Source organism: Bacteroidota bacterium (genome assembly GCA_018831055.1).
Classification (GTDB): Bacteria; Bacteroidota; Bacteroidia; order Bacteroidales; family B18-G4; genus M55B132.
Genome location: JAHJRE010000184.1, coordinates 1 through 23,230, shown reverse-complemented (window position 1 = coordinate 23,230; position 23,230 = coordinate 1). Strand labels below are relative to the sequence as shown.

Here is a 23,230-nt window from a genome sequence, read left to right as displayed (position 1 = left end):
TTCCTAAATCTGTTACAATAACAAAATTACAACTATTCTTCCAAAAAATGCTTCCGGGAGCATTTTTAAAGTACATGTGTAAAGTATTAAATTACAATACTTTACCTTACTACTTTATGTTCCGGCCTCCTGTATTCCCCGCTATTATTAACATAATGTTGAAAAATATCGTAACCATTTTTAAAAAAAAGTGGTAAAAAGTGGTAAAAAGTGGTAAACTATTCCTTATATTTACGCATTATTTAGCGGGAAGTGGCCAATATCATCGGGACATACGAGTGTAAAGTGGATGCAAAAGGGAGGTTAATGTTTCCTGTAGCGTTCAAAAACCAGCTGAAAGAGTCTGCGGCAGAAGGCTTTGTGATCAAGCGCAGTATCTTCAGAAAGTGTCTCGAATTGTATCCTATGGATGAGTGGAACCAGGAAAGCCAGCGCATAAATAAGCTTAGCAGGTTCAAAAAGAAGAATGTGGATTTCATCCGGAAGTTCATGTCGGGAGTAAAGTCAACCGAGCTGGATTCAACAGGAAGGTTGCTTATTCCGAAAGACCTGGTGGTTTACGCGGGCATTGACAAGGATGTGGTTCTGGCATCGGTGGTGAACAAGATCGAGGTTTGGGACAAGGCAGAGTATGAGCGGACAATCGATTACGATCCCGATGAATTTGCCGACCTGGCTGAAGAAGTCATGGGAGATCTTGACATTGAATAAAGGAATATGTTTCACCAGGCAGTATTACTTGAGGAAGCCATAAATGGGCTTATCACCGACCCCAATGGCATTTATGTTGACGCCACCTTCGGCGGTGGCGGTCACTCTGCTGCCATCCTGAAGCATATCGATAATGGAAGGCTGATCGCTTTCGACCAGGATGAGGACACTGCTGCTAACCGTATTCAGGATGAACGTTTCCTTTTGATCCATGCTAATTTCCGGTATCTGAAAAACTTCCTCAGGTATCATAATGCTATCCCCGTGAGTGGGATCCTGGCCGATCTGGGTATATCCTCTTTTCAGATCGACACCCCTGAAAAGGGCTTTTCCCTTAGGTTCGACGAAAAACTGGATATGAGGATGGACAGGAATCAGGAAAAGGATGCCTGGTTTGTTGTCAACCATTACTCTGAAGAGGAGCTTACCAGGATCTTTTCCGACTTTGGTGAGATCCGGCATGCCAGGTCACTTTCAAAAGCCATCGTTGAAGCGAGGGATGAAACTCCCATTGATACTACCGGGAGACTGGCTGAAATTGCCGGAGTCAGAGCCCCGAAGAATCTGGTTAATAAATTTAATGGGCAAGTATTTCAGGCCATCCGCATGGAAGTGAACGATGAAAGCGGCAGCCTGTTGGCTTTCCTGAATCAATGTATGGAAGTGATCCGAACGGGCGGAAGGCTGGTGGTAATCTCCTATCACTCGTTGGAAGACAGGATGGTAAAGAACTTCATGAAAGCAGGCAACGAAAAAGGTGAAGCCGAAAAAGATTTCTTCGGCCATAGCTCTTCACCCTTCAGACAAATAAGCCGGAAACCGGTAACACCGGGAATTGATGAATTAAAGCGCAACCCCCGGTCGAGAAGCGCCAAAATGCGAATTGCAGAAAAGATATGAATGCTAACAAACATATTGAACCAAAGATTGAAGACGCCACAAACGTTTCCAGTGGGTTAGGCAAATCAGCGCAGGAGGTACTGGGTGGCAGGTTTCTTACAAGGAAAAATGCCACCCGTCTTCTGCCTTTCATCCTTTATCTGACCCTCCTGGCAATTATATATATCGCGAATACCTATTATGCCGAAAGAAAAATCCGGAAAATGGACGATATGCGGGATGAACTGAAAGAATTGAGATTCGAATATATCTCCACTCATTCGGCACTTATGGGACAAAAAAAGCAATCGTCACTGGTTAAATTCCTGGAAAAGGATGGGATCAAAGCATCTACTACCCCTCCAGGGAAAATCATCATAGAAGATTAACGGGAAATGACAGACGGACGGAAGACCATATTAAAGAGAGTTTATCTTGTTTACGCGGGGATCATCCTCCTCGGCATAGCTATTGTCTTGAAAGTCATTTACATCCAGGTTGCCGAGGGCCCCGAACTCATCCAGAAAGCCCAGGAGCAGGAGTTAAGGTATTTTACCATTGAGGCAAACCGGGGAAATATTATGTCGAGTGATGGGAGCATGATGGCCGTCTCCGTCCCGATATTTGAAGTACGCATGGATGTTGCCTCCCCGCTGATCAGCAAGCAAATGTTCTCACAAAAGGTTGATTCCCTGGCTGCCGCACTGGCCGGATTATTCGGAGATAAAAGCAAGTTTGAATACAAATCATCTCTGATCAAAGCAAGAGAAAAGGGTAACCGCTATTTCCTGATAAAGAAAAACGTTACCTACAACGAACTTAAAAAACTCCGGGAGTTCCCCATTTTCAGGAATGGCAAGTATAAAGGAGGCCTTATAACCCGTTCGTACACCCGCCGTATCATGCCTTTTGACAACCTGGCCCGCAGAACCATAGGATTTGAAGTAAAAGAGGAAGGCATTTTTGTCGGACTCGAAGGCTCTTACAGCGAATATCTGGCAGGACGAAACGGGGTTCAACTGCACCGGAAACTTAGTCATGGCGACTGGATGCCTGTTCAGGATGAAAACCAGGTCGAACCTGATAATGGAAAAGATATCATCACGACCATCGATATTAATTATCAGGACATCGCAGAATCGGCTTTGATGAAAACCCTTATTAAAAATCAGGCTTTTCAGGGTTGCGCCGTGGTCATGGAGGTCGAAACCGGAGAAATAAAAGCCATTGCTAACCTGAGATTAAATGAGAAAAAAGACAGATATGAAGAACTTTATAATTACGCCATAGGCGAAATTGTAGAACCGGGTTCAACTTTCAAATTAGCCTCCATCATCGCACTCCTGGAAGATAAAAAAGTAAAACTCACCGATATCGTTGACGTTGGTGATGGATGGACAACCTACTATGGCCATACCGTTCAGGACGTAAAAAAAATTGGAGACGGAAAAATCACCGTAAGAGAGGCATTTGAAAAATCTTCCAATGTCGGGATTTCCAAACTCATTGATGCAGCCTATTCAGACAATCCCAAACAATTTGTGGAGCATTTGAAAGACATGCACCTTCATGAACCCCTTGGAGTTGAAATTAAAGGTGAAGGTACTCCTGTTGTAAAAGACCCTTCTGACAAGAAAAACTGGTATGGAACAACACTACCGGTAATGTCTTATGGCTATGAAGTCATGATGACACCCTTGCAGATGCTTACCTTCTATAATGCCATAGCAAACAACGGGACCATGGTCAAACCCATGTTTGTGAAAGAAATTAAAAGTTCAGGAAAAACCATAGAAAGGTTCAAAACGGAGATCCTGGATGACAGAATATGTTCCCGCCGTACGGTTGATTCGGTTAGGTCATTGCTCGAAGGTGTTGTAGAACGGGGAACAGCGACCATTATACGAAATGCACCCTATAAAATTGCCGGAAAAACCGGAACAGCCCGTATTGCCGATAAAAATAAAGGATATGGAAATAAAGTCTACAATTCGTCCTTTGTAGGCTATTTCCCCGCCGACGATCCTAAATACTCGTGTATAGTCCTGGTAAACGATCCAAGGAAAGGCTACTACTATGGCAGTTCGGTTGCAGCTCCTGTATTCAAAGAAATTGCCGATAAGATTTATGCTTCTGCAATGCTCCCAATAGAAGATATTGATACTGGGCACCTTGCCCAGCCTGCGTATACCATCGGACTCCACCATGATCTTGATGAAATCTTCACCCAACTTGGGATAGAAATTGACACTGCAAGCAGGCATACTGAATGGATAGTGGCAAAAGGACAAAAGCACAACATAAAATATCTTCCCCGGCGTGTGATCCCGGGTATCGTTCCGAATGTAAAGGGAATGAAGGCCAGGGATGCGGTTTACCTACTGGAGAACCTTGGTTTGAAAACCCGGATACAAGGCAGAGGGATTGTGACCGAACAGTCGATCCCTTCGGGAAACATTATTGAAAAAGGCAGAACAATCACATTAAAACTATCAACCTGAACAGATGACCCGGACATTGATGGAAATATTATTTGGCGTCAGCATTGAGGAGGTTATCGGAACCACGGTGATCCCTGTGGCCGGGTTATCATTTGACTCCCGAAAAGTGAACCGTGATGAGGCATTCGTCGCCGTTAAAGGAAGCCTCTCTGATGGGCATCGCTTTATTGATCAGGCTATAGACCGGGGAGCCAAATCGATAATCTGTGAAGATATCCCCGCGAATATTCAGTCCGGAATAACCTATGTAAAAGTTGCCAACAGCCAGAAAGCATTGGGAATTATGGCTGCAAATTATTATCATAACCCCTCCCATTCCCTGAAGCTGGTTGGAGTTACCGGAACCAATGGCAAAACAACCATTGTTACCCTGCTTCACAAGTTGTTCCGTTTATCCGGCTATGGATGCGCAAAGCTATCCACCATTAACAACCTCATCAACGAAAATGTCTTCGGTGCCACCCACACCACTCCAGACCCTCTGGCACTGAATAAGTTTCTGAGGAAAGCGGTAGACGAAGGATGTGAGTATGCTTTCATGGAAGTCAGTTCCCATGCCATTGATCAGCATCGCATTGCAGGTTTAAATTTCGCAGGAGGTATTTTTACAAACCTGACCCACGATCACCTTGATTACCATAAGACATTCAAAGCATACCTGGAGACTAAGAAGAAATTCTTCGATTACCTGCCTGTACACGCTTTTGCATTAAGCAATGGTGACGACCGGAACGGACAGGTTATGCTGCAAAACACGAAAGCACGTAAATTATATTATGGTATAAAAGGATATTATGATTTCCGGGGGCGCATCCTGGAATCACATTTTCACGGTTCTCTTTTAATGGTGCAAGATAGGGAAGTTTGGGTAAAGCTCACAGGCCATTACAACGCAAGCAATATAGTCGCCGTATTTGCCTGTGCTTCGTTGCTTAATCTTGATGAAGAAGAGGTCATCCTCCGGCTGAGCGAGCTGGAACCTGCTGAAGGCCGGTTCAACACCCTGGTCTCAGAAAACAATGTGATTGCCATTGTTGATTATGCACATTCGCCCGATGCTCTTGAGAACATCCTGGATGCTATTAACCAGATGAGGACCGGCAATGAGCAGCTTATAACCGTGGTCGGTGCCGGTGGTGACCGTGACAGGGAAAAACGGCCCCTGATGGCCGGCATCGCCGCTACAAAAAGCAACCGGGTCATCCTCACCTCCGACAACCCCCGGTCGGAAGATCCGGATACCATCATCGCTGAAATGCAGAAAGGCATTGACCCTACAAGAATACGCTTTGCCCTGGCAATAACCAACCGGAAGGAGGCTATTAAAACGGCATGCTCCCTGGCAAAACCCAACGATATCATCCTGGTTGCCGGGAAAGGACATGAAAAATACCAGGAGATCGCGGGTGTGAAACACCCCTTTGACGATAAACAAATAATAATGGAATTTCTGGAAATCAAAATGTAAAGGCCATGTTATACTACTTGTTCGACTATCTGGAAAAATGCTGCAACTTCCCCGGTGCGGGGGTATTCCAGTATATTTCTTTCCGGGCTGCCATGGCTGTGATCTTTTCATTGATCATTTCAATGTTTTTCGGAAAAACATGGATCAAATTCCTGAACCGCAAACAAGTTGGAGAAACCATCCGCGATCTTGGCCTTGAGGGACAACTTGAAAAACAAGGCACTCCTACCATGGGAGGATTGATCATTCTGGCAGCCATCCTGTTGCCTACCCTTCTGTTTGCAAAACTCCTGAATGTGTATATCCTGCTCATGATATTCACTACACTCTGGTTGGGCATGATCGGATTCCTGGATGACTATATTAAGGTGTTCAGAAAGAATAAAAAAGGACTTGCAGGAAAATATAAAGTAGCCGGACAGGTCATTCTTGGATTGGTTGTAGGGCTTACCATGTATTTTAACGAATCCGTGGTGATCAGGGAGGAACCGCTTGCTGCAACAACCATATCCCAGGGAGCGATCCCTGACGAATATATCCAGGATTCCCAGGATGAGTTGAAATCGACAAAGACTACAATCCCATTTTTTAAAAATAACGAGTTTGACTATGCCATACTTATTTCCTGGATAGGGGATGGAGCAAGAAAATACGCCTTTCTTATTTTCATCCCAATAGTAATCCTGATCATCACGGCTGTATCGAATGGAGCCAATCTCACCGATGGGATGGATGGTTTGGCTACAGGAACATCGGCCATCATCGGAGCCACCCTTGGCATACTTGCCTGGGTCAGCGGCAACATCATTTTTGCCGATTACCTCAACATAATGTATATACCGAACACCGGTGAGCTGACCATATACATCAGCGCGTTTGTCGGGGCCTGTATAGGATTCCTTTGGTATAATGCCTACCCGGCGCAGGTCTTCATGGGTGATACAGGAAGCTTGTCGATCGGAGGCATTATCGCAGTTTTTGCCATACTTATCCGTAAGGAACTGTTGATCCCTATCCTTTGCGGGATATTCCTGGTGGAAAGTCTTTCAGTAATCCTGCAGGTTTCCTGGTTTAAATATACTAAAAGAAAATATGGATCGGGCAGAAGAATATTCAGGATGTCGCCACTGCATCATCATTTCCAGCTGCAAGGTTATCCTGAGCCCAAAATAGTACAGCGATTCCTGATTGTTGGGATCATGCTGGCAGTTTTTGCCATAATAACCCTGAAACTCAGATAAACATTGAATGAAATCTTACGATATCGTCATACTCGGAGCAGGAGAAAGTGGAACCGGAACAGCAGTCCTGGCAAAGAAAAAAGGCCTTTCAGCCTTTGTCTCAGATGCCGGAAAGATACGTGACGAGTACAAAAACGTTCTTTTACATCTTGATATCCCTTTTGAAGAGGAGAAACACTCTTTCCCCCTGATCCTGTCAGGCGGAGAGATCATGAAAAGTCCTGGTATACCTGACACAGCACCCGTAATCAGGGAAGCTGCCAGGATGAGCATCCCGGTAATCTCTGAACTGGAATTTGCAGCGAGATACACACAAGCAAAACTGGTATGCATCACAGGCAGCAACGGGAAAACCACAACCACTCTCCTCACTCATCACATCTGCAGGAATGCAGGACTGAATGCAGGACTGGCGGGTAATGTAGGAAACAGTTTTGCGATGATGGTAGCTGAAAAGGATTATGACCTTTACATCCTGGAAGTCAGCAGTTTCCAGCTTGATGGCATGTTTCGTTTCAAAGCCGATATCGCGGTACTGCTTAATATCACTCCCGATCATCTCGACCGCTACCGGTATGATTTCGGACTGTATGCAGATGCAAAATTCAGGATCACACAAAACCAGGGCCCCATGGAAGCTCTGATTTACTGCGCCGATGATGAAACCATTCAGCAGGGATTGCAAAAAAGGGATGTCAGATCGAAAATGTACCCTTTCTCTATTCAGGATAAGCTGAATTCGGAAGGGGCATGGATGGAAAATAACCAGATCATTATAAATGTACAATCAAAACCTTTTAACATGACAATGGAAATGTTAGCATTGCAAGGTAAACACAACATTTACAACTCTATGGCTTCGGCTATAGCCGGACGTCTCCTGGAAATCCGCAAGGACAATATCAAGGCTAGTCTTGCTGATTTTCAAAACGTCGAGCACCGCCTGGAATTCGTGGCTAATATTATGGGGATTGAATTCATTAACGATTCCAAAGCCACAAATATCAATTCCTCATGGTATGCACTTGAGAGTATGCAGCGTAAAGTGATCTGGATAGCAGGAGGCCAGGATAAAGGAAACGATTACAGCTACCTGCTTGACCTTGTCAGGCAGAAAGTAAAAGCCATCATTTGCCTTGGAGTGGATAACACTAAGATTTACAATGCGTTCTCAAGTCTTCCCATTACCATCGTAGAAACACGTTCAATGGAAGAAGCCGTGCGCTATGCTTTATATCTGGGTGAAAAGGGGGATATCACACTGCTCTCACCGGCTTGTGCCAGCTTCGACCTTTTTGAAAACTATATCGACAGAGGAAACCAGTTCAAGGCAGCCGTAAGGCAATTATAATACATGCATTAACAATGAACAGGATTTTGAAAAATATTCGGGGCGACAGGGTTATTTGGGCTGTTGTTATTATTTTGTCCATCCTTTCCCTGCTGGCAGTTTACAGTTCTACCGGGGCTCTTGCCTATGTAAAACAGCAGGGAAATACCGAATACTATATGCTCAAACATCTGTTCATTCTTGTAATGGGCTTCGTTTTGATGTATTTTACCCACAGAGTAAAGTTTACATACTTTTCCCGGATATTCCAGGTTGCCCTCTATGTTGCTATACCTTTGCTGATTCTCACCCTGTTCATGGGCCTTAATCTGAATGATGCAAAGCGGGTTTTGCCCTTGCCTTTTCACCTTACTTTCCAGACCTCCGACCTGGCAAAGCTCACTTTAATAATGTACCTTGCCAGAAATCTAACCCGGAAAGATATAGATATCAGGAATTTTAAAACAGCAGGATTGTACCTGTTCCTGCCAACCCTGATCGTTTGTGCACTCATCCTTCCGGCCAATTTCAGTACTGCCGCCTTGCTGTTTTCAAGCTCCCTCATCCTTATGTTCATTGGCAAGGTAAGTTTCCGGCTTATCTCGTACTTCATTGGAATAGTGATTGTAGCGATGGCTTTTGCATTTTTGATCGGAAAAGTCTCACCAGGGATTCTTCCCAGGATGGAAACATGGGTAAACCGTATAGAAAGCTTTTTCGACAAAGACAAGCAATCGGACGGGGATTATTACCAGGTGGAACAATCGAAGATTGCCATTGCATCCGGGGGATTGTTCGGGAAAATGCCGGGTAACAGCACACAGCGGAATTTCCTGCCACATCCTTACTCTGACTTTATCTATGCAATCATTGTAGAGGAATATGGACTTTTGGGAGGAGCATTTCTGGTATTGCTTTACCTGATTTTGTTTTTCCGGGTGGTGAGGATAATTACGAAGGCCCCCTTGAATTTCGGGGCATTACTGACGTTCGGAGTAGGCTTCAGCCTGGTTTTCCAGGCAATGGTCAATATGGCGGTAGCCGTCAACCTGCTTCCTGTAACCGGGCAACCTTTGCCTCTGGTCAGTATGGGAGGAACATCGATATGGTTTACATCGGTTGCGATTGGAATTATTCTTAGCGTTAGCAAAGAAACTGATAAACAAATGGAAGAAGATGCAACAGAACTTGCAACAGCATAAGTACCGGTTCATCATCAGCGGTGGAGGCACCGGGGGGCATATCTTCCCGGCAATAGCCATTGCAGAAGCCCTTTCTTTCAAAACCGGAAAACCGGAAATTCTGTTTATCGGTGCCAGGGGAAGGATGGAAATGGAAAAAGTACCCCAGGCAGGATATCCGATAAAAGGGTTATGGATTAGCGGTTTGCAACGAAAAATAAGCGTGAAAAACATCTTGTTCCCGCTCAAGGTCGTATGGTCAATGCTCATAGCAAGGAAAATAATCAAGACATTCAACCCCGATGTTGTTATCGGTACCGGCGGTTATGCCAGCGGTCCTACATTGAAAATGGCAGCTTCACTGGGAATACCCACAGTGATCCAGGAACAAAACTCCTTCCCGGGGATCACCAACAGGATGCTGGCGGGTAAAGCATCCAGGATTTGTGTGGCATATGAGGGAATGGAAAAGTATTTTCCTGCAGATAAGATCGTTTTTACAGGAAATCCTGTGAGGGTTAACATCCTGGAAAACAAGGGAAGCAAGGATGAAGGATTAAAATATTTTGGGCTGGAGCCAGGCAGAACTACAGTACTTATTGTTGGCGGGAGCCAGGGAGCCCGGTCGGTTAATCAGGCTATAAGCCGGATACTGGGGGATCTTACCGACAACAATATACAGTTGATCTGGCAGACAGGTCCGGTTTTTTATCCGCAAGCTTGTGAAATCATTGAAAGGTTGAAGCCTGACAGCGGAAAATATGTCAAAGCCCTGCCTTTTATCCAGATGATGGAACAGGCTTATAACGCTGCTGATATAGTGGTATCGAGAGCCGGAGCTATAGCCATCTCCGAACTGTGTATCGCAGGAAAACCCGCTATACTGGTTCCGCTGCCTACTGCGGCAGAAGATCATCAAATGAAAAACGCAAGGGCACTTGCAGAAAAGAATGCAGCCATCGTGGTGGCTGATCATGAATTGAATAAGAACCTCAAACCTGCCATCCTGGAGACAACCCAAAACATACATCGACAAAAAGAACTGGCAAGAAATATTGCCGGTTTGGCTGTTAAAGATTCAGCTTCCAGGATAGCCGATGAAATTCTGAAAATACTTAAAAAATGAACCTGAGCAACCTGCATATGGTATATTTTCTTGGTATTGGCGGCATAGGCATGAGCGCACTGGCCAGGTATTTTCATCAGGCAGGGGTTAAGGTGGCAGGTTATGACAGGGTTAAGACTGATCTCACCGCTGAACTTGAAAAAGAAGGAATCAATATTCATTACGAAGATGATCCGTCGACACTTCCTTCTGCAATAGACCTGGTAGTTATCACACCCGCCATCCCATGGAACCACAACGAATTAAACCAGCTAAAAAATCAAGGAACCCCTGTTTTGAAACGTTCGGAAATCCTCGGACTTCTCACCCAGGGAAAATCCACTCTTGCCGTGGCGGGGACACATGGGAAAACAACGGTTTCTTCCATGCTTGCTCATATTCTGCATTCATCAGGCATCCCAATTTCAGCCTTTATCGGTGGAATCATGAAAAACTACAACAGCAATGTTGTTCTGGAAGAAAATCCTTCCTGGTACATTGTGGAAGCCGATGAATATGACCGCTCTTTCCTTACTCTGAATCCTGAAATTGCCATTATCACCGCCATGGATGCCGACCACCTGGATATTTACGGTGATCATGGCCGGTTGAGGGAAGCTTTCCTGGAGTTCTCAAAAAAAATACCGGATGGCGGTTACCTTGTTATTAATGAAAAAGCCGGACAACTACCGGCAGATCATATCCATTCAATAACATACGGCTTCAGCCTGAATTCACAGGTACAAGTTGAGTCCTACAGAATTGAAGACCATCGTTTTGTTTTCGATGCATCAGGACCGGGTGACTTTAAATTGCATGACGTCAGGCTTCAGACACCCGGCCGTTTTAATATTGAAAATGCCCTGGCAGCAGCCTATGCAGCTTTCCTGGCCGGTTGCAGTACCATGGATATAACCAACGCATTGGAATCGTATACCGGAGTCAAACGACGTTTTGATTACAGGGTACGCACACAGGATACAGTATACATTGACGATTATGCCCATCATCCGGAAGAGTTGAAAGCGTGTATCCTTGCAGTCAAGGAATTGTATCCCGGGAAGAAGGTCACCGGAATATTTCAGCCTCATCTTTTCAGCAGGACAAGGGATTTTGCGGGCGAGTTCGCAGCAAGTCTTGAACTTCTCGATGATGTCATACTTTTAGACATCTACCCTGCCCGGGAACTTCCTATAGAGGGAGTGGATTCGGGGATGATCCTGGATAAGATAAAGCGGATACCAGGAATGATTTGCCCAAAGAAAGATGTTCCCGGAGTTATTGCAGAAAAAAAACCGGAGGTTTTACTGACCCTTGGTGCCGGAGACATAGATTTACTGGTTGAACCATTACAACAATTATTAACAAAAGGAAAATGATCAGAAAGGCCATAGAAACCATAATCTGGATTCTCGCCGGAGCGGGAGTGATCCTGTTATTGTCGTTTTCAAAGAAAAACCACAACCAGACAACCTGTAACGATCTCAGTATCCATATTGATTACCCGGGTAGCGACACTCTGCTGCGCCCTGACCAGCTTCGTAAATTGTTGCAATCCCAATGCGGAGAATTTAAAGGAAAAACGGTAAACTCCTTTGATTTTGTCAGGATAAATAAAGTACTTGGAGGCCTGGGACAGGTTGTACAAACGGGCGCTTATTCCGACATGGAAGGAACACTTCACATTTATGTAAGGCAACGTGAACCCATAATGAGGGTTTATACACAGAGTCAGAAAGATTATTATGCCGATCCCGACGGAATCCTCTTCAGAGCCCCTGCCGGAAACGCAGGCCACGTAATCATTGCCAACGGTCATATACCCGACATCGAAACCAAGGGTAAATCGTTGATATCTATTGATACATTGCGTAATGGCGAGTTAATCAGGAATATATTTTTGCTGTATGAAAAAATACAGAACAATACCTTGCTTAATCCAATGATAGAACAAATCTATATAACAGAGAAACAAGAAGTTGAACTGATTCCGAAGGTTGGCAGGCAGGTGATTATCTTCGGCAGTTTCCGCGATATGGAAGAAAAGATCATTAAACTGGAAAACTTTTACCGTCAAGGGATGATGAAGGAAGGATGGGATAAATATAAAAGTATTAACCTGAAATTCAAAGACCAGATCGTTTGTTCAAAAATGTAAAACTATGAGTAAATCGGATATAATTGTAGGCCTGGATATTGGGACAACCAAGATTGCGGCCATAGTGGGCAGAAAAAATGAACACGGGAAAATTGAAATACTTGGATATGGGAAGACAGAATCGTTCGGGGTTAAACGAGGGGTTGTTTCCAATATCGAGTATACTGTCCGTTCCATTCAGACAGCTGTTGAGATGGCTGAGCAGCGCTCCGATGTAAAGATCCGCTATGTTAATGTAGGGATAGCGGGGCAGCACATCAAGAGCCTCCAGCACCATGGGAGCATCATCCGTAAGAATATTGAGGAGGAGATCAGCCAGGAAGATATTGAGACATTGCACAGCAACATGTTCAATCTTAATATGAATCCTGGTGAGGAGATCATAGACGTGATCCCCCAGGAGTATATCATTGATGCCGAACAGGGCATCAAGCAACCCATCGGGATGCTGGGAAATACGCTGGAAGCCAATTTTCACATCATCATAGGGCAAACTGCGGCCGCACAAAACATTTATAAATGTGTAAGAAAGGCCGGACTGGAAGTTGTTGGTCTCATCCTGGAGCCCATAGCTTCTGCCGAGGCCTGCCTTAGCGATGAAGAAAAAGAAGCCGGAGTAGTCCTCGTTGATATTGGTGGCGGCACAACCGATATTGCCATCTTCCAGGATGGAATCCTTCGACATACGGCTGTAATACCTTTTGGTGGTGATATCATCACGGAGGATGTGAAGGAGGGGTGTGCAATCATTAAAAAATACGCAGAAGATCTTAAAGTAAAATTTGGATCTGCCCTTGCAAGCGAGAACCGCGAAGAAGAAATCGTTGCTATTCCCGGTTTGCGCGGCCGGCCACCCAAGGAGATTACCCTTAAAAACCTTGCTCATATTATCCAGGCCAGGATGGAGGAGATTATTGAGCATATTTATTACGAAATCAGGAATTCGGGATATGAGAAAAAGCTGATAGCGGGTATCGTGCTTACCGGAGGAGGTGCCATCCTGAAACACGTGGCTCAGTTGACAGAGTTCATGACCGGGATGGCCACCCGCATAGGTTATCCGAACGAACACCTGTCAAATGAAGTGCCTGATGAAATGGCAAGTCCGATGTACGCCACAGGCATTGGCCTTGTTATTGAAGGCATCAGCCGTTTTGAAAGAGAAAGGAAGAAGGAAATGAAAGGACAGGAAAAACAAAGCGATGACAAAACCCCTTCCAAAGTCCAGAAAGGTAAAAAACCGTTCCGCCCGATCGGTTTCCTGGAAAGGATACAAGGATGGTTTGAAGGGGATGAATTAGAATAATATATAAAATGATAAACGTAACCAAAAATGCCTGAAGCTATGGAAGATCTGCTCAATTTTGTTCAACCCAAGAACCAATCGTCTATCATTAAGGTGATGGGTGTTGGAGGCGGCGGAAGCAATGCCGTTAATCACATGTTCCGTCAAGGGATCAAGGATGTTGATTTCATCGTATGCAATACCGACATGCAGGCTTTGGAAATGAGTCCTGTACCCAATAAGATCCATCTGGGTAAGAAAGGACTCGGTGCCGGATCCCTCCCCAATGTCGGGAAGAAAGCTGCCGAAGATAAATCGGATGAGATCAGGGAACTGCTGTCCCATAATACAGAGATGCTGTTTATCACCGCAGGAATGGGCGGAGGAACAGGAACCGGTGCTGCTCCGGTGATTGCCAGGATAGCAAAGGAAATCAACCTTGATGATGACGATGTTGAAAAGATCCTTACGGTGGCCATCGTTACCATCCCTTTTGCATTTGAGGGAAGGAAAAGGAAGAAACAAGCCATTGAGGGAATCGCCGAACTCAGGAAGCATTGCGATGCCGTACTGATCATCAGCAACGATAAGCTACGACAAATTTATGGTGACCTGCCCTTATCCAAAGCATTCGCGGAGGCCGACAATATTTTGCTTACCGCTGCCCGGGGTATCGCGGAGATCATCACAGTGAAAGCGTACGTAAATATTGATTTCAAAGATGTAAACACGGTCATGAAAAACAGTGGTGTAGCCTTGCTGGGTACCGGCAGTGCTGAAGGTGAAGAACGCGCAAGAAAAGCCATAGAAATGGCTCTGACCTCTCCCCTGCTGAACGACAATGATATCAGAGGAACACATAACATCCTGCTTTACTTGTCGTCCGGGCAAAAAGAACTCTCTATGGATGAAATAACCGAAATCACCGAATACATCATTGAAAAAACAGGATCCGAAGTAGAGATCATCTGGGGAGCCGGTCACGACGAAAGCCTGGGCGATAAAATCAACATTACCGTTGTTGCCACAGGATTCGATAAAAACGAACTGGAACAAAAACCGGAAAAAAAGATCATCTTCCTGGAAGAAGAGAAAAAACCCGAAGAAATCAAAAAAAATGTTCCGATAGAGGCACCCCTGGAAGAGATCAGGCTTATCACCAAATCAACCCCGGTAGCCCGTGAGACGAACCTACCGAGAGATCCCGGAACACAGGGAAAGATATACTTCACTCTTGAGGATGACTCGAATGATATTGAGAAGAAACGCAGCACCCAACCATCTTCCAACACTGAGAAAAAATCCGGGCATTTATTTGATAATCATGATACTCCTGAGATCCTTTATAAAGAAACCAAATCACAGCCAAAGGAGCTGGACGATATGGAAATCAGGAAACAGGAAAGAGTTGCCCGTCTCAAATCCATGAGCATGCAGATTAAAACCAATTCGGGGCTTGCAGAGTTGGAGAAGGAACCGGCTTACCTCCGCAGAAATGTCCTGCTTTCCGACACCAAGCCATCGGAAGAGAAGATCATTTCGAGATACAGCCTGGAAAAAACCGATGACGACAAGATCGAATTAAAGCAAGACAACCCTTATCTGCATGATAATGTTGATTAATTTTACAGAGTAATTCAAAAATTTCATCAGCCATGAGTTTGACAGAGCAGATAAATCAGGATATCAAAGCGGCCATGCTGGCACGCGAATCACGTAAACTTGAAGCGTTGAGAGCTATTAAGGCAGCCTTGCTGCTGGCTATGACAGAAAAAAAATCCGGAGGGGAAGTTTCAGAAACCGTTGAGATGCAAATCCTTCAAAAGCTGGTAAAACAGCGAAAGGAATCCTCAGCGGTCTACCGTTCCCAGAACCGTCCTGACCTTGCTGAGGAAGAAGAGTTTCAGGCAGAAATCATTGAGAAGTACCTTCCTGAACAGATCAGCCCGGAAAAACTACGGGAAATTGTTGGGGAAATCATCCGGGAAACCGGTGCCTCCGGCATCAGAGACATGGGCAGGGTTATGGGTGCCGCAAGTAAAAAGCTTGCAGGAAAGGCTGATAACAAGGTAATATCGGAGATTGTGAAAGAACTGCTTTCATAAAAAAAAGGCCAGGCAATGCCTGACCTTTTTTTTATATACAAAAGTCTTATTCTCCCAGCATAAGCCGTTTGAAACCCATAACCATCAGGTCTTTATCTTTTTCACTCAAATACTGTTTGACGGTTTTCTTGGTATCCCTGACAAAATCCTGGTTGAGCAAAGTATTTTCTTTGTAGAATTTATTCAGTTTGCCCAGGGCGATCTTTTCGAGCATTTCTTCCGGCTTTCCTTCCTGGCGTGCCTGTTCCTTGCCAATTTCGATTTCCTTCTCGATAATTTTCTCATCAACATCGTCTTTATCGACAGCAACAGGATTCATGGCTGCAACCTGCATGGCGATTTCCTTACCGATTTCATCCATCCCATTGATTCCCGCTTTGTTGAATCCAACAATGGTAGCAAGTTTATTCCCCATGTGGTTGTATGCATATACTGCCGGAGAATCAATGCATTCATAGCCGTTGATTTCGATTTTTTCCCCGATTTTTCCTACCTGATCGGTCAGGTTTTCTTCGATCGTTCTTCCGTTCAGATCAAGGGCTTTAAGAGCATCCACTGATTTGGGAGCAGACTGAATGGCTTTATTTGCAATATCATTCACAAACTGAACAAAATCGGCATTCTTTGCAACAAAATCAGTTTCGCAATTCACCTTAACGACCATCCCGAACGTATGGGAATCATTGGTCATAGCAATGACGATTCCTTCCCTGGCTTCCTTATCAGCCCTTTTGGATGCTACTTTCTGACCTTTTTTCCTGAGTATTTCGATAGCTTTTTCAACATCACCCCCACTCTCTTCAAGGGCTTTTTTACAATCCATCATACCGGCACCGGTAATCTGGCGAAGGTTATTTACTTCGGTTGCTGTGATTTTTGTCATAATAAAAAAGATTTAAGGGTAATATATAAAAGGTTTTTACTTTTTGGATTTGGTAACAGGTTTCCTGGGTCTCTTACCGCCACCTTTCATACTGTTGTCATCATCCCTGTCTTTCATCTTGGTGATACGTGCTTCGCTTTCTTTCTTGGCCTTGCTATCTTCATCTTCAAACTCATCCATTTCGTCAAATCTCCTGCCGTGTTCATCCGTTTCAGCATCGGCGTCCATTTCCTCATCATGAGCCTTTTTATCACGTTCCATTTTTCGCTCTGTGAGCCCCTCTTCAATAGCATTAACCATTATTTTCACGATAATGGAGATTGATTTTGAAGCATCGTCGTTTGCAGGAATGGGGAAATCGATCTTTTTGGGATCGGTGTTTGTATCGACCAATGCGAAAGTAGGAATGTTAAGTTTTTTCGCTTCAGCAACAGCAATCTTTTCTTTGTTGATATCAACAATAAACAACGCAGATGGCAGGCGATTCAGGTCGGCGATACTTCCCAATTGCTTTTCAAGCTTCGCTCTTTCACGGGTGATCTGAAGCCGTTCCCTTTTGGAAAGGTTTTTCCATGTGTTTGTGGTCATCATTTTATCGATGGATGACATTTTCCTGACGGCTTTGCGGATAGTGGCAAAATTGGTAAGCATACCACCGGGCCAACGCTCAGTAACGAAGGGCATATTGACTCTTTTTACGTGGTCGGCAACAATATCCTTGGCTTGTTTCTTTGTCGCAACAAATAGGACTTTCTTGCCCGATTTTGCGATCTGCTTCATAGCCGAAGCAGCTTCCTCAATTTTTGCAATGGTTTTGTAAAGGTCAATGATGTGGATGCCATTTCTTTCCATAAAAATGTAAGGCGCCATATTCGGGTTCCATTTTCTTTTTAAATGCCCAAAGTGAACGCCTGCGTCCAACAATTCTTCAAAAGTTGTTCGTGCCATGAAATTTAATTTAATTGTTTACATTCATTTAAAACAACCTGCAGGTAGCAACGCAGCCGCGATGGTCTTGCAGGTTTAGATACTAAACTCAATCCAACAGTTTGTGATTAACGTTTGCTGAACTGGAATCTCTTCCTGGCCTTTTTCTGACCAAATTTCTTTCTCTCCACCATACGGGGATCTCTTCTGAGTAATCCCTTGGGTTTAAGCAAAGCCCGGTATTCAGGATCAATTTTTACCAGGGCTCTGGAAATGGCTAGACGCAATGCTTCAGCCTGCCCTGTGATGCCACCACCATCAATACTTGCGGCAATATCATATTTGCTGAGAGTTTGTGTGAGCTCAAATGGCTGCTGCACAACATAATGCAGTGTACCGCTGGGAAAATATTCCTTGAAATCCCTTTTATTTATGGTGATAGAACCATTTCCTTCTTTCAGGTAAATCCTGGCAACAGCAGTCTTTCTCCTACCTATCGCGTTGATTACGTCCATTTTGATAAAATATCTTAACTTAATTTAAATTCCTTTGGTTGCTGGGCTTCCTGCTTGTGCTCAGGCCCGGCATAAACATATAAATTACGGAAAAGCTGCCTCCCAAGTTTGTTCTTTGGAAGCATTCCCCTTACAGCATTCTCCAGGATGAACTCAGGCTTCTTTGCCAGAACTTCCTGCGGAGTGCGGAAACGCTGCCCCCCCGGATAACCTGTATACCTGACATATTCCTTGTCGGTTAGCTTCTGACCGGTGAAAACCACCTTCTCAGCATTGATAACCACAACATTATCACCACAATCAACATGAGGTGTGAAATACGCCTTGTGCTTTCCTCTTAATAAAACCGCAATTTGGGTCGCCAGTCTTCCAACCGTTTGCCCGGTCGCATCTATCAGCAACCATTCCTTATTTACCGTTGCCTTATTGGCACTGATCGTCTTGTAACTCAATGTATCCATTCTGTCTTGTATTACAGGTCTTTCATTTCTCCCTGAAAATGGGGTGCAAAGTTAGAACTTAATTTTCTATTTGCAAAATTTCCTTACAATAAAATATGAAGGTCTGTTGTTTCAAAATTTTTCATTTTAATGACTTAACTTTGAAATCACTTATGAGAATGATCCTCACAGAGAAAAATATTCTCCGCGTATTAGGTTTCTCTATAGCCATGGCATTCCTGGAAACGGCTGTTGTGGTTTATCTCAGAACTATATACTATCCGGGAGGATTTGAATTCCCTTTGGTACCAGTCACGGGAATTCATGGAATAACCGAACTGCTCAGAGAAGCGGCTACTCTGATCATGTTATTGATGGTGAGTGTCTTAGCCGCAAACAAATTTACCGGCCGTTTTGCATACTTTCTTTTTTCCTTTGCCATTTGGGACATTTTCTATTACGTATTTCTAAAGATACTCCTTGGCTGGCCGGAAAATTTCATGACCTGGGACATCTTATTCCTTCTGCCTGTTCCCTGGTTCGGTCCCGTGGTTGCGCCCCTGATAAACTCACTTTCAATGATCATGCTTGCCATGGTGATACTATTACCCCCTGCCAAAAAAAATCCCTTGCCTCTGTTTCCCGGAGAATGGACACTTCTTATCACAGGCTCCCTTATCGTAATCCTTTCCTATACAACTGGATATGCTCAGTACATGCTGGAGAAGTTTACGGTGAAAAACCTGCTTACATTTTCTGAGCCACAAGCCATACTGGAACATTCTTCTTTGTTTATTCCCCGGGAGTTCCCCTGGTGGATATTCTGGATAGGCCAGGGAGTCATCCTCCTGGGTATCATACTGTATGTTGTAAGGATCAGAAAACTCCGTCACCTTTAACTTTTTTATTAATTTCGCTGTTCAAAATTAAGGTTCATGTCCATCATCGCTGAGAATATCACGAAAATCTACGGTCAGCAAAAAGCCCTTGATCAGGTCTCCATCAATATTAAAGCAGGTGAGGTTGTTGGATTGCTTGGGCCCAACGGTGCCGGAAAATCCACTCTCATGAAGATCATCACATGCTTCATCCCTCCTACATCCGGCACTGCAACCGTTAATGGATTTGATGTAATGGAAAACCCAGTTGAGGTAAGAAAAAGTGTAGGATATCTGCCTGAAAACAACCCTCTTTATCTGGACATGTATGTTAGGGAATATCTGCAATACATTGCCGGTATTTACAGGATGGAAGGGAATAACAAGGATCAAATTTCCGCTATGATCTCTCTCACCGGTCTTGAAAAAGAACAACGAAAGAAAATAGGAGCTTTATCCAAAGGCTACCGTCAGCGCGTTGGACTGGCACAAGCCCTGCTGCACAATCCCGATGTGCTCATCCTGGATGAACCGACTTCAGGCCTTGATCCAAACCAGTTGCTTGAGATAAGGAACCTCATCAAAAATCTGGGTACGCAAAAAACCATCATGCTTTCCACCCATATTATGCAGGAGGTAGAAGCTATTTGTGACCGGGTGATTATTATTCACAACGGAAAAATTGTTGCGGATGAAACAACGGAAAACCTTGGTCATCTTGCCTCCAGCGTGGATATTATCACAGTTGAATTCAGTGATCCTGTCACGCTGGAACAGCTTAATAAAATACCCAATGTTAAAGAAATAAAACATCTTGGCAAACAGGTATGGGAACTCAGTTCCGATAGCCATCACGACATCCGGCCCGATATTTTCCAGCTCGCTGTATCGCACAAAAATCAAGTCCTGTCGATGAACAAGCAAACAAAAAAGCTTGAGGAAGTATTCCAGATGTTAACAAAAAATGAAGATTCTCCCCCCACTGATAATCAGTAATGTTTACTTTTGCCTATTCATTTTTTTAACAGAAACGCTAATCAAAATTTTTAATTCATAAGATCATGGGATATTTATTTACTTCTGAATCGGTTTCGGAGGGACATCCTGACAAAGTAGCGGATCAGATATCCGATGCCTTGCTGGACGAGTTTCTGAGAAATGATCCGAATGCCAAAGTTGCCTGCGAAACACTGGTAACAACCGGATTGGTTGTTTGCAGCGGAGAAGTCAGAACAAACTCCTACGTATACATTGATGAAATTGCAAGAAATACGATCCGGAATATAGGCTATACAAAAGCTGCCTATAAATTCGAGGCTGAATCATGTGGCATCCTTAACGCCATACATGAACAGTCGCAGGATATCCGCCAGGGTGTTGAACGGGAAAAAGCGGAAGACCAGGGTGCAGGAGACCAGGGCATGATGTTCGGATATGCTTCAAGGGAAATGGATAACCTTATGCCTGTACCCATGGAACTGGCTCACATTCTTCTGCAGCAACTGGCTGCCATCAGAAGAGAAGGAAAGGAAATGAACTATCTCCGGCCGGATGCCAAATCTCAGGTGACTGTAGAATATGATGAAAACAATAAGCCTGTCAGGATAGATACCATCGTTATCTCAACCCAGCATGATGATTTTGATGATGAAAAACGCATGCAGGATCAGATCACCAAAGACATCCGGAATATTCTTATTCCCAGAGTAATCTCAACTCTTTCCGACAGGGAAAAAGCCCTGTTCCGGAAAGATTTCAAGTTATTTGTCAACCCTACAGGCAAATTTGTAATCGGAGGCCCTCATGGAGATACCGGACTCACGGGAAGAAAAATCATCGTTGATACATATGGTGGCAAAGGAGCTCATGGAGGCGGTGCCTTTTCAGGAAAGGATGCATCAAAAGTTGACCGATCCGCAGCATATGCCATGCGACATATCGCCAAAAACCTTGTTGCAGCAGGCGTCGCAGACGAAGTGCTTGTTCAGGTTGCCTATGCAATTGGTATTGCCAAACCCGTAGGACTGTATGTTAATACTTATGGTACAGGAAAGGCCAGATCATCCGATGGGAAAATGATGAGCGACGGTGATATAGCAGATAGACTTCTCGAAATATTCGACCTCAGACCTTATGCCATCATAAAACGGTTTGGACTTAAGAACCCAATCTTTTTACCTACTGCCACTTACGGACATTTCGGCCGGACGCCTTTTACCAGAGAAGTGGAAGTCTATTATCAGGATGATCAGACATCTGTGAAAAGGGTTAACGGTAAAGAGAAATTCTATAAAACCATTGAATACTTTGCCTGGGAAAAACTCGATTATGTTGAAACCATAAAAAAGGAATTTGGTATTTAATGCCAAATACCCCCATAAAAAAAAGCCTTGCGCGATAACGCTCAAGGCTTTTTTTAATTTCTTAATCTATCAATCAGTGATTAACGATCATCCTCCGGGTACTGACTACCTGGCCATTTACCTTAACTGTGCAGAAATATAATCCGTTTTTAAGGTCACCGGTTTCAATCCTTTGCTTTCCACTTAAATTATTAACCTCAATGTTTTTCACCTGTGAACCCAGCAGGTTTGACACCATTATACTGGCAGAGCCTGCATCAGCAGGAATCTCAAGATCAATATAGGCAGCATTGTTAGCAGGGTTGGGGTAAACTTCCGAAATGCGGATCCCTTCTATAAAGGATTCGCTAAATCCGGCAGGTGAAGCTTTGAACTCAACATTCACTGCTACAGAATCAGCCATATTGCTACCATCATAAAATACATAGGTTATCATGCCTGAACCAATAGCCTGTTTGGGATGATAATGACCGGAAAAGTCGGCTGTATTCGTTGCACCGGCATCGATAGAGATCGGGAACAAACATGTATCCGTGTCGGGTCCAAAACAAGCTCCCCAGCAAAACTGACTCCATGAACTATCGGAAGCCATAGAGGTTTGCCTTCTGAATACCATAACATCTATGGGGTGAACAGAATTATTCGTGACAAATATGTGAGCCACGATTTCTTCGTCGGCCGGATCTCCAATGATCAGAACATTGCCATGATCCGGTATAGGTCCATTATCATTGGATAAAGTAAGGTTGCCCTGGCTGAAACTAACGGAGGCAAGACAAACAGCAAACAAGAATAGTAAGAGTTTTTTCATAGCGTTAAAATTTTCTGTAACAATTGCAATAATCGTGCAAAAATACAAATAATTATTGTATTGAAGTATACAGATTTGTAATTAAAAAAAATCTCATCATTCAGCCAACCAATATTTTGCTAATTTTGTCCACTTTTACGAATACAACTATTAACATACTTAAATTACCGGGAAACCGGTATTCTATTAAACAAGACTCGCATGAAAAAAATTATCCTTCTATTAAGTATTCTGGTCCTTCTCTATTCAGGAACAACCGCTCAGCAGGTGGAACGTGATATGGTCATCGTTGAAATCGGCACCGGCACCTGGTGTCAGTACTGCCCTGGAGCCGCCATGGGAGCCGATGAACTGATTGCCAACGGACATGATGTTGCCATTATTGAATATCACGGTGGTGATGATTATGAAAATACTGCTTCCGTTTCGCGCTTAAATTATTACGGTAT

Annotated in this window: 23 protein-coding genes; 18 read left to right on the top strand and 5 right to left on the bottom strand. The window is 44.1% G+C overall.

The annotated features are described in order from the left end of the window. The first annotated feature begins 252 nt into the window (after positions 1-252). From mraZ to KKA81_11860, 14 genes are read left to right on the top strand one after another with little or no spacing between them, the layout of a single operon-like run. Positions 253-711 (top strand): division/cell wall cluster transcriptional repressor MraZ, encoded by a 459-nt coding sequence (mraZ, locus tag KKA81_11925; GenBank protein ID MBU2651636.1) that lies wholly within the window; start codon positions 253-255, stop codon positions 709-711. A 6-nt stretch (positions 712-717) separates the two neighbouring features. Beyond that, positions 718-1,611 carry a 16S rRNA (cytosine(1402)-N(4))-methyltransferase RsmH gene (rsmH, locus tag KKA81_11920; protein MBU2651635.1) on the top strand — a complete coding sequence of 298 codons (894 nt, stop codon included), beginning with the start codon at positions 718-720 and terminating at the stop codon, positions 1,609-1,611. Further along, positions 1,608-1,979 carry a hypothetical protein gene (locus KKA81_11915; protein ID MBU2651634.1) on the top strand — a complete coding sequence of 124 codons (372 nt, stop codon included), beginning with the start codon at positions 1,608-1,610 and terminating at the stop codon, positions 1,977-1,979. The genes rsmH and KKA81_11915 overlap by 4 nt, the downstream gene beginning before the upstream one ends. A gap of 6 nt (positions 1,980-1,985) precedes the next feature. Beyond that, positions 1,986-4,091, top strand: a complete 2,106-nt coding sequence (locus tag KKA81_11910; GenBank protein ID MBU2651633.1) for a transpeptidase family protein — start codon at positions 1,986-1,988, stop codon at positions 4,089-4,091. A gap of 4 nt (positions 4,092-4,095) precedes the next feature. Continuing rightward, entirely contained in the window at positions 4,096-5,559 is a 1,464-nt protein-coding gene (locus tag KKA81_11905; protein MBU2651632.1) for a UDP-N-acetylmuramoyl-L-alanyl-D-glutamate--2,6-diaminopimelate ligase, read from the top strand. 5 nt (positions 5,560-5,564) lie between these two features. Continuing rightward, positions 5,565-6,800 (top strand): phospho-N-acetylmuramoyl-pentapeptide-transferase, encoded by a 1,236-nt coding sequence (mraY, locus tag KKA81_11900; GenBank protein MBU2651631.1) that lies wholly within the window; start codon positions 5,565-5,567, stop codon positions 6,798-6,800. Positions 6,801-6,807: 7 nt separating this feature from the next. Next, positions 6,808-8,151, top strand: coding sequence for a UDP-N-acetylmuramoyl-L-alanine--D-glutamate ligase (murD, locus tag KKA81_11895; GenBank protein MBU2651630.1), 1,344 nt, complete (start codon positions 6,808-6,810; stop codon positions 8,149-8,151). A gap of 14 nt (positions 8,152-8,165) precedes the next feature. Continuing rightward, positions 8,166-9,332 carry an FtsW/RodA/SpoVE family cell cycle protein gene (locus KKA81_11890; protein ID MBU2651629.1) on the top strand — a complete coding sequence of 389 codons (1,167 nt, stop codon included), beginning with the start codon at positions 8,166-8,168 and terminating at the stop codon, positions 9,330-9,332. Then, the gene (gene murG, locus KKA81_11885; GenBank protein MBU2651628.1) at positions 9,307-10,437 is read left to right on the top strand and encodes an undecaprenyldiphospho-muramoylpentapeptide beta-N-acetylglucosaminyltransferase; all 1,131 of its coding nucleotides are present in this window, start codon (positions 9,307-9,309) and stop codon (positions 10,435-10,437) included. Before KKA81_11890 ends, murG begins: the two co-directional genes overlap by 26 nt. After that, entirely contained in the window at positions 10,434-11,795 is a 1,362-nt protein-coding gene (locus KKA81_11880) for a UDP-N-acetylmuramate--L-alanine ligase (GenBank protein ID MBU2651627.1), read from the top strand. Before murG ends, KKA81_11880 begins: the two co-directional genes overlap by 4 nt. After that, positions 11,792-12,574, top strand: a complete 783-nt coding sequence (locus KKA81_11875) for a hypothetical protein (GenBank protein ID MBU2651626.1) — start codon at positions 11,792-11,794, stop codon at positions 12,572-12,574. The genes KKA81_11880 and KKA81_11875 overlap by 4 nt, the downstream gene beginning before the upstream one ends. 4 nt (positions 12,575-12,578) lie before the next feature. Then, positions 12,579-13,880 carry a cell division protein FtsA gene (gene ftsA / locus KKA81_11870; protein MBU2651625.1) on the top strand — a complete coding sequence of 434 codons (1,302 nt, stop codon included), beginning with the start codon at positions 12,579-12,581 and terminating at the stop codon, positions 13,878-13,880. 39 nt (positions 13,881-13,919) lie between these two features. Then, entirely contained in the window at positions 13,920-15,482 is a 1,563-nt protein-coding gene (gene ftsZ / locus KKA81_11865) for a cell division protein FtsZ (GenBank protein MBU2651624.1), read from the top strand. A 32-nt stretch (positions 15,483-15,514) separates the two neighbouring features. Further along, a complete protein-coding gene (locus tag KKA81_11860; protein MBU2651623.1) occupies positions 15,515-15,964 on the top strand; it encodes a GatB/YqeY domain-containing protein in 450 nt (149 codons plus the stop codon). Positions 15,965-16,010: 46 nt separating this feature from the next. On the opposite strand, the gene tsf is transcribed toward KKA81_11860, so the two are convergent. The 4 genes from tsf to rplM form a co-directional block, all read right to left on the bottom strand. Continuing rightward, a complete protein-coding gene (gene tsf / locus KKA81_11855; GenBank protein ID MBU2651622.1) occupies positions 16,011-16,847 on the bottom strand; it encodes a translation elongation factor Ts in 837 nt (278 codons plus the stop codon). 36 nt (positions 16,848-16,883) lie between these two features. Then, positions 16,884-17,795, bottom strand: a complete 912-nt coding sequence (rpsB, locus tag KKA81_11850; protein MBU2651621.1) for a 30S ribosomal protein S2 — start codon at positions 17,793-17,795, stop codon at positions 16,884-16,886. A gap of 107 nt (positions 17,796-17,902) precedes the next feature. After that, a complete protein-coding gene (gene rpsI, locus KKA81_11845; GenBank protein MBU2651620.1) occupies positions 17,903-18,289 on the bottom strand; it encodes a 30S ribosomal protein S9 in 387 nt (128 codons plus the stop codon). Between the two features lie 14 nt (positions 18,290-18,303). Further along, positions 18,304-18,750 carry a 50S ribosomal protein L13 gene (gene rplM / locus KKA81_11840; protein MBU2651619.1) on the bottom strand — a complete coding sequence of 149 codons (447 nt, stop codon included), beginning with the start codon at positions 18,748-18,750 and terminating at the stop codon, positions 18,304-18,306. 158 nt (positions 18,751-18,908) lie between these two features. Here rplM and KKA81_11835 point away from each other — a divergent pair, with 158 nt between their 5' ends. The 3 genes from KKA81_11835 (at position 18,909) to metK (ending at position 21,970) form a co-directional block, all read left to right on the top strand. Beyond that, complete coding sequence (locus KKA81_11835) at positions 18,909-19,628, top strand: hypothetical protein (protein ID MBU2651618.1); 720 nt, start codon at positions 18,909-18,911, stop codon at positions 19,626-19,628. Between the two features lie 36 nt (positions 19,629-19,664). Beyond that, positions 19,665-20,603, top strand: a complete 939-nt coding sequence (gene gldA, locus KKA81_11830) for a gliding motility-associated ABC transporter ATP-binding subunit GldA (GenBank protein MBU2651617.1) — start codon at positions 19,665-19,667, stop codon at positions 20,601-20,603. A gap of 65 nt (positions 20,604-20,668) precedes the next feature. Then, positions 20,669-21,970, top strand: coding sequence for a methionine adenosyltransferase (metK, locus tag KKA81_11825; GenBank protein ID MBU2651616.1), 1,302 nt, complete (start codon positions 20,669-20,671; stop codon positions 21,968-21,970). A gap of 73 nt (positions 21,971-22,043) precedes the next feature. Here the strand turns inward: metK and KKA81_11820 are convergent, their stop codons facing one another. Then, positions 22,044-22,781 carry a T9SS type A sorting domain-containing protein gene (locus KKA81_11820; protein ID MBU2651615.1) on the bottom strand — a complete coding sequence of 246 codons (738 nt, stop codon included), beginning with the start codon at positions 22,779-22,781 and terminating at the stop codon, positions 22,044-22,046. Positions 22,782-22,982: 201 nt separating this feature from the next. Here KKA81_11820 and KKA81_11815 point away from each other — a divergent pair. Further along, a partial coding sequence (locus KKA81_11815) for a hypothetical protein (protein MBU2651614.1) occupies positions 22,983-23,230 on the top strand: 248 nt, incomplete at its 3' end.

Coding starts and splice junctions, on each gene's coding strand:
- rsmH (MBU2651635.1), top strand. CDS start 718: ATGTTTCACCAGGCAGTATTACTTGAGGAAGCCATAAATGGGCTTATC.
- KKA81_11915 (MBU2651634.1), top strand. CDS start 1,608: ATGAATGCTAACAAACATATTGAACCAAAGATTGAAGACGCCACAAAC.
- KKA81_11910 (MBU2651633.1), top strand. CDS start 1,986: ATGACAGACGGACGGAAGACCATATTAAAGAGAGTTTATCTTGTTTAC.
- KKA81_11905 (MBU2651632.1), top strand. CDS start 4,096: ATGACCCGGACATTGATGGAAATATTATTTGGCGTCAGCATTGAGGAG.
- mraY (MBU2651631.1), top strand. CDS start 5,565: ATGTTATACTACTTGTTCGACTATCTGGAAAAATGCTGCAACTTCCCC.
- murD (MBU2651630.1), top strand. CDS start 6,808: ATGAAATCTTACGATATCGTCATACTCGGAGCAGGAGAAAGTGGAACC.
- KKA81_11890 (MBU2651629.1), top strand. CDS start 8,166: ATGAACAGGATTTTGAAAAATATTCGGGGCGACAGGGTTATTTGGGCT.
- murG (MBU2651628.1), top strand. CDS start 9,307: ATGCAACAGAACTTGCAACAGCATAAGTACCGGTTCATCATCAGCGGT.
- KKA81_11880 (MBU2651627.1), top strand. CDS start 10,434: ATGAACCTGAGCAACCTGCATATGGTATATTTTCTTGGTATTGGCGGC.
- KKA81_11875 (MBU2651626.1), top strand. CDS start 11,792: ATGATCAGAAAGGCCATAGAAACCATAATCTGGATTCTCGCCGGAGCG.
- ftsA (MBU2651625.1), top strand. CDS start 12,579: ATGAGTAAATCGGATATAATTGTAGGCCTGGATATTGGGACAACCAAG.
- ftsZ (MBU2651624.1), top strand. CDS start 13,920: ATGGAAGATCTGCTCAATTTTGTTCAACCCAAGAACCAATCGTCTATC.
- KKA81_11860 (MBU2651623.1), top strand. CDS start 15,515: ATGAGTTTGACAGAGCAGATAAATCAGGATATCAAAGCGGCCATGCTG.
- tsf (MBU2651622.1), bottom strand. CDS start 16,847: ATGACAAAAATCACAGCAACCGAAGTAAATAACCTTCGCCAGATTACC.
- rpsB (MBU2651621.1), bottom strand. CDS start 17,795: ATGGCACGAACAACTTTTGAAGAATTGTTGGACGCAGGCGTTCACTTT.
- rpsI (MBU2651620.1), bottom strand. CDS start 18,289: ATGGACGTAATCAACGCGATAGGTAGGAGAAAGACTGCTGTTGCCAGG.
- rplM (MBU2651619.1), bottom strand. CDS start 18,750: ATGGATACATTGAGTTACAAGACGATCAGTGCCAATAAGGCAACGGTA.
- KKA81_11835 (MBU2651618.1), top strand. CDS start 18,909: ATGATCCTCACAGAGAAAAATATTCTCCGCGTATTAGGTTTCTCTATA.
- gldA (MBU2651617.1), top strand. CDS start 19,665: ATGTCCATCATCGCTGAGAATATCACGAAAATCTACGGTCAGCAAAAA.
- metK (MBU2651616.1), top strand. CDS start 20,669: ATGGGATATTTATTTACTTCTGAATCGGTTTCGGAGGGACATCCTGAC.
- KKA81_11820 (MBU2651615.1), bottom strand. CDS start 22,781: ATGAAAAAACTCTTACTATTCTTGTTTGCTGTTTGTCTTGCCTCCGTT.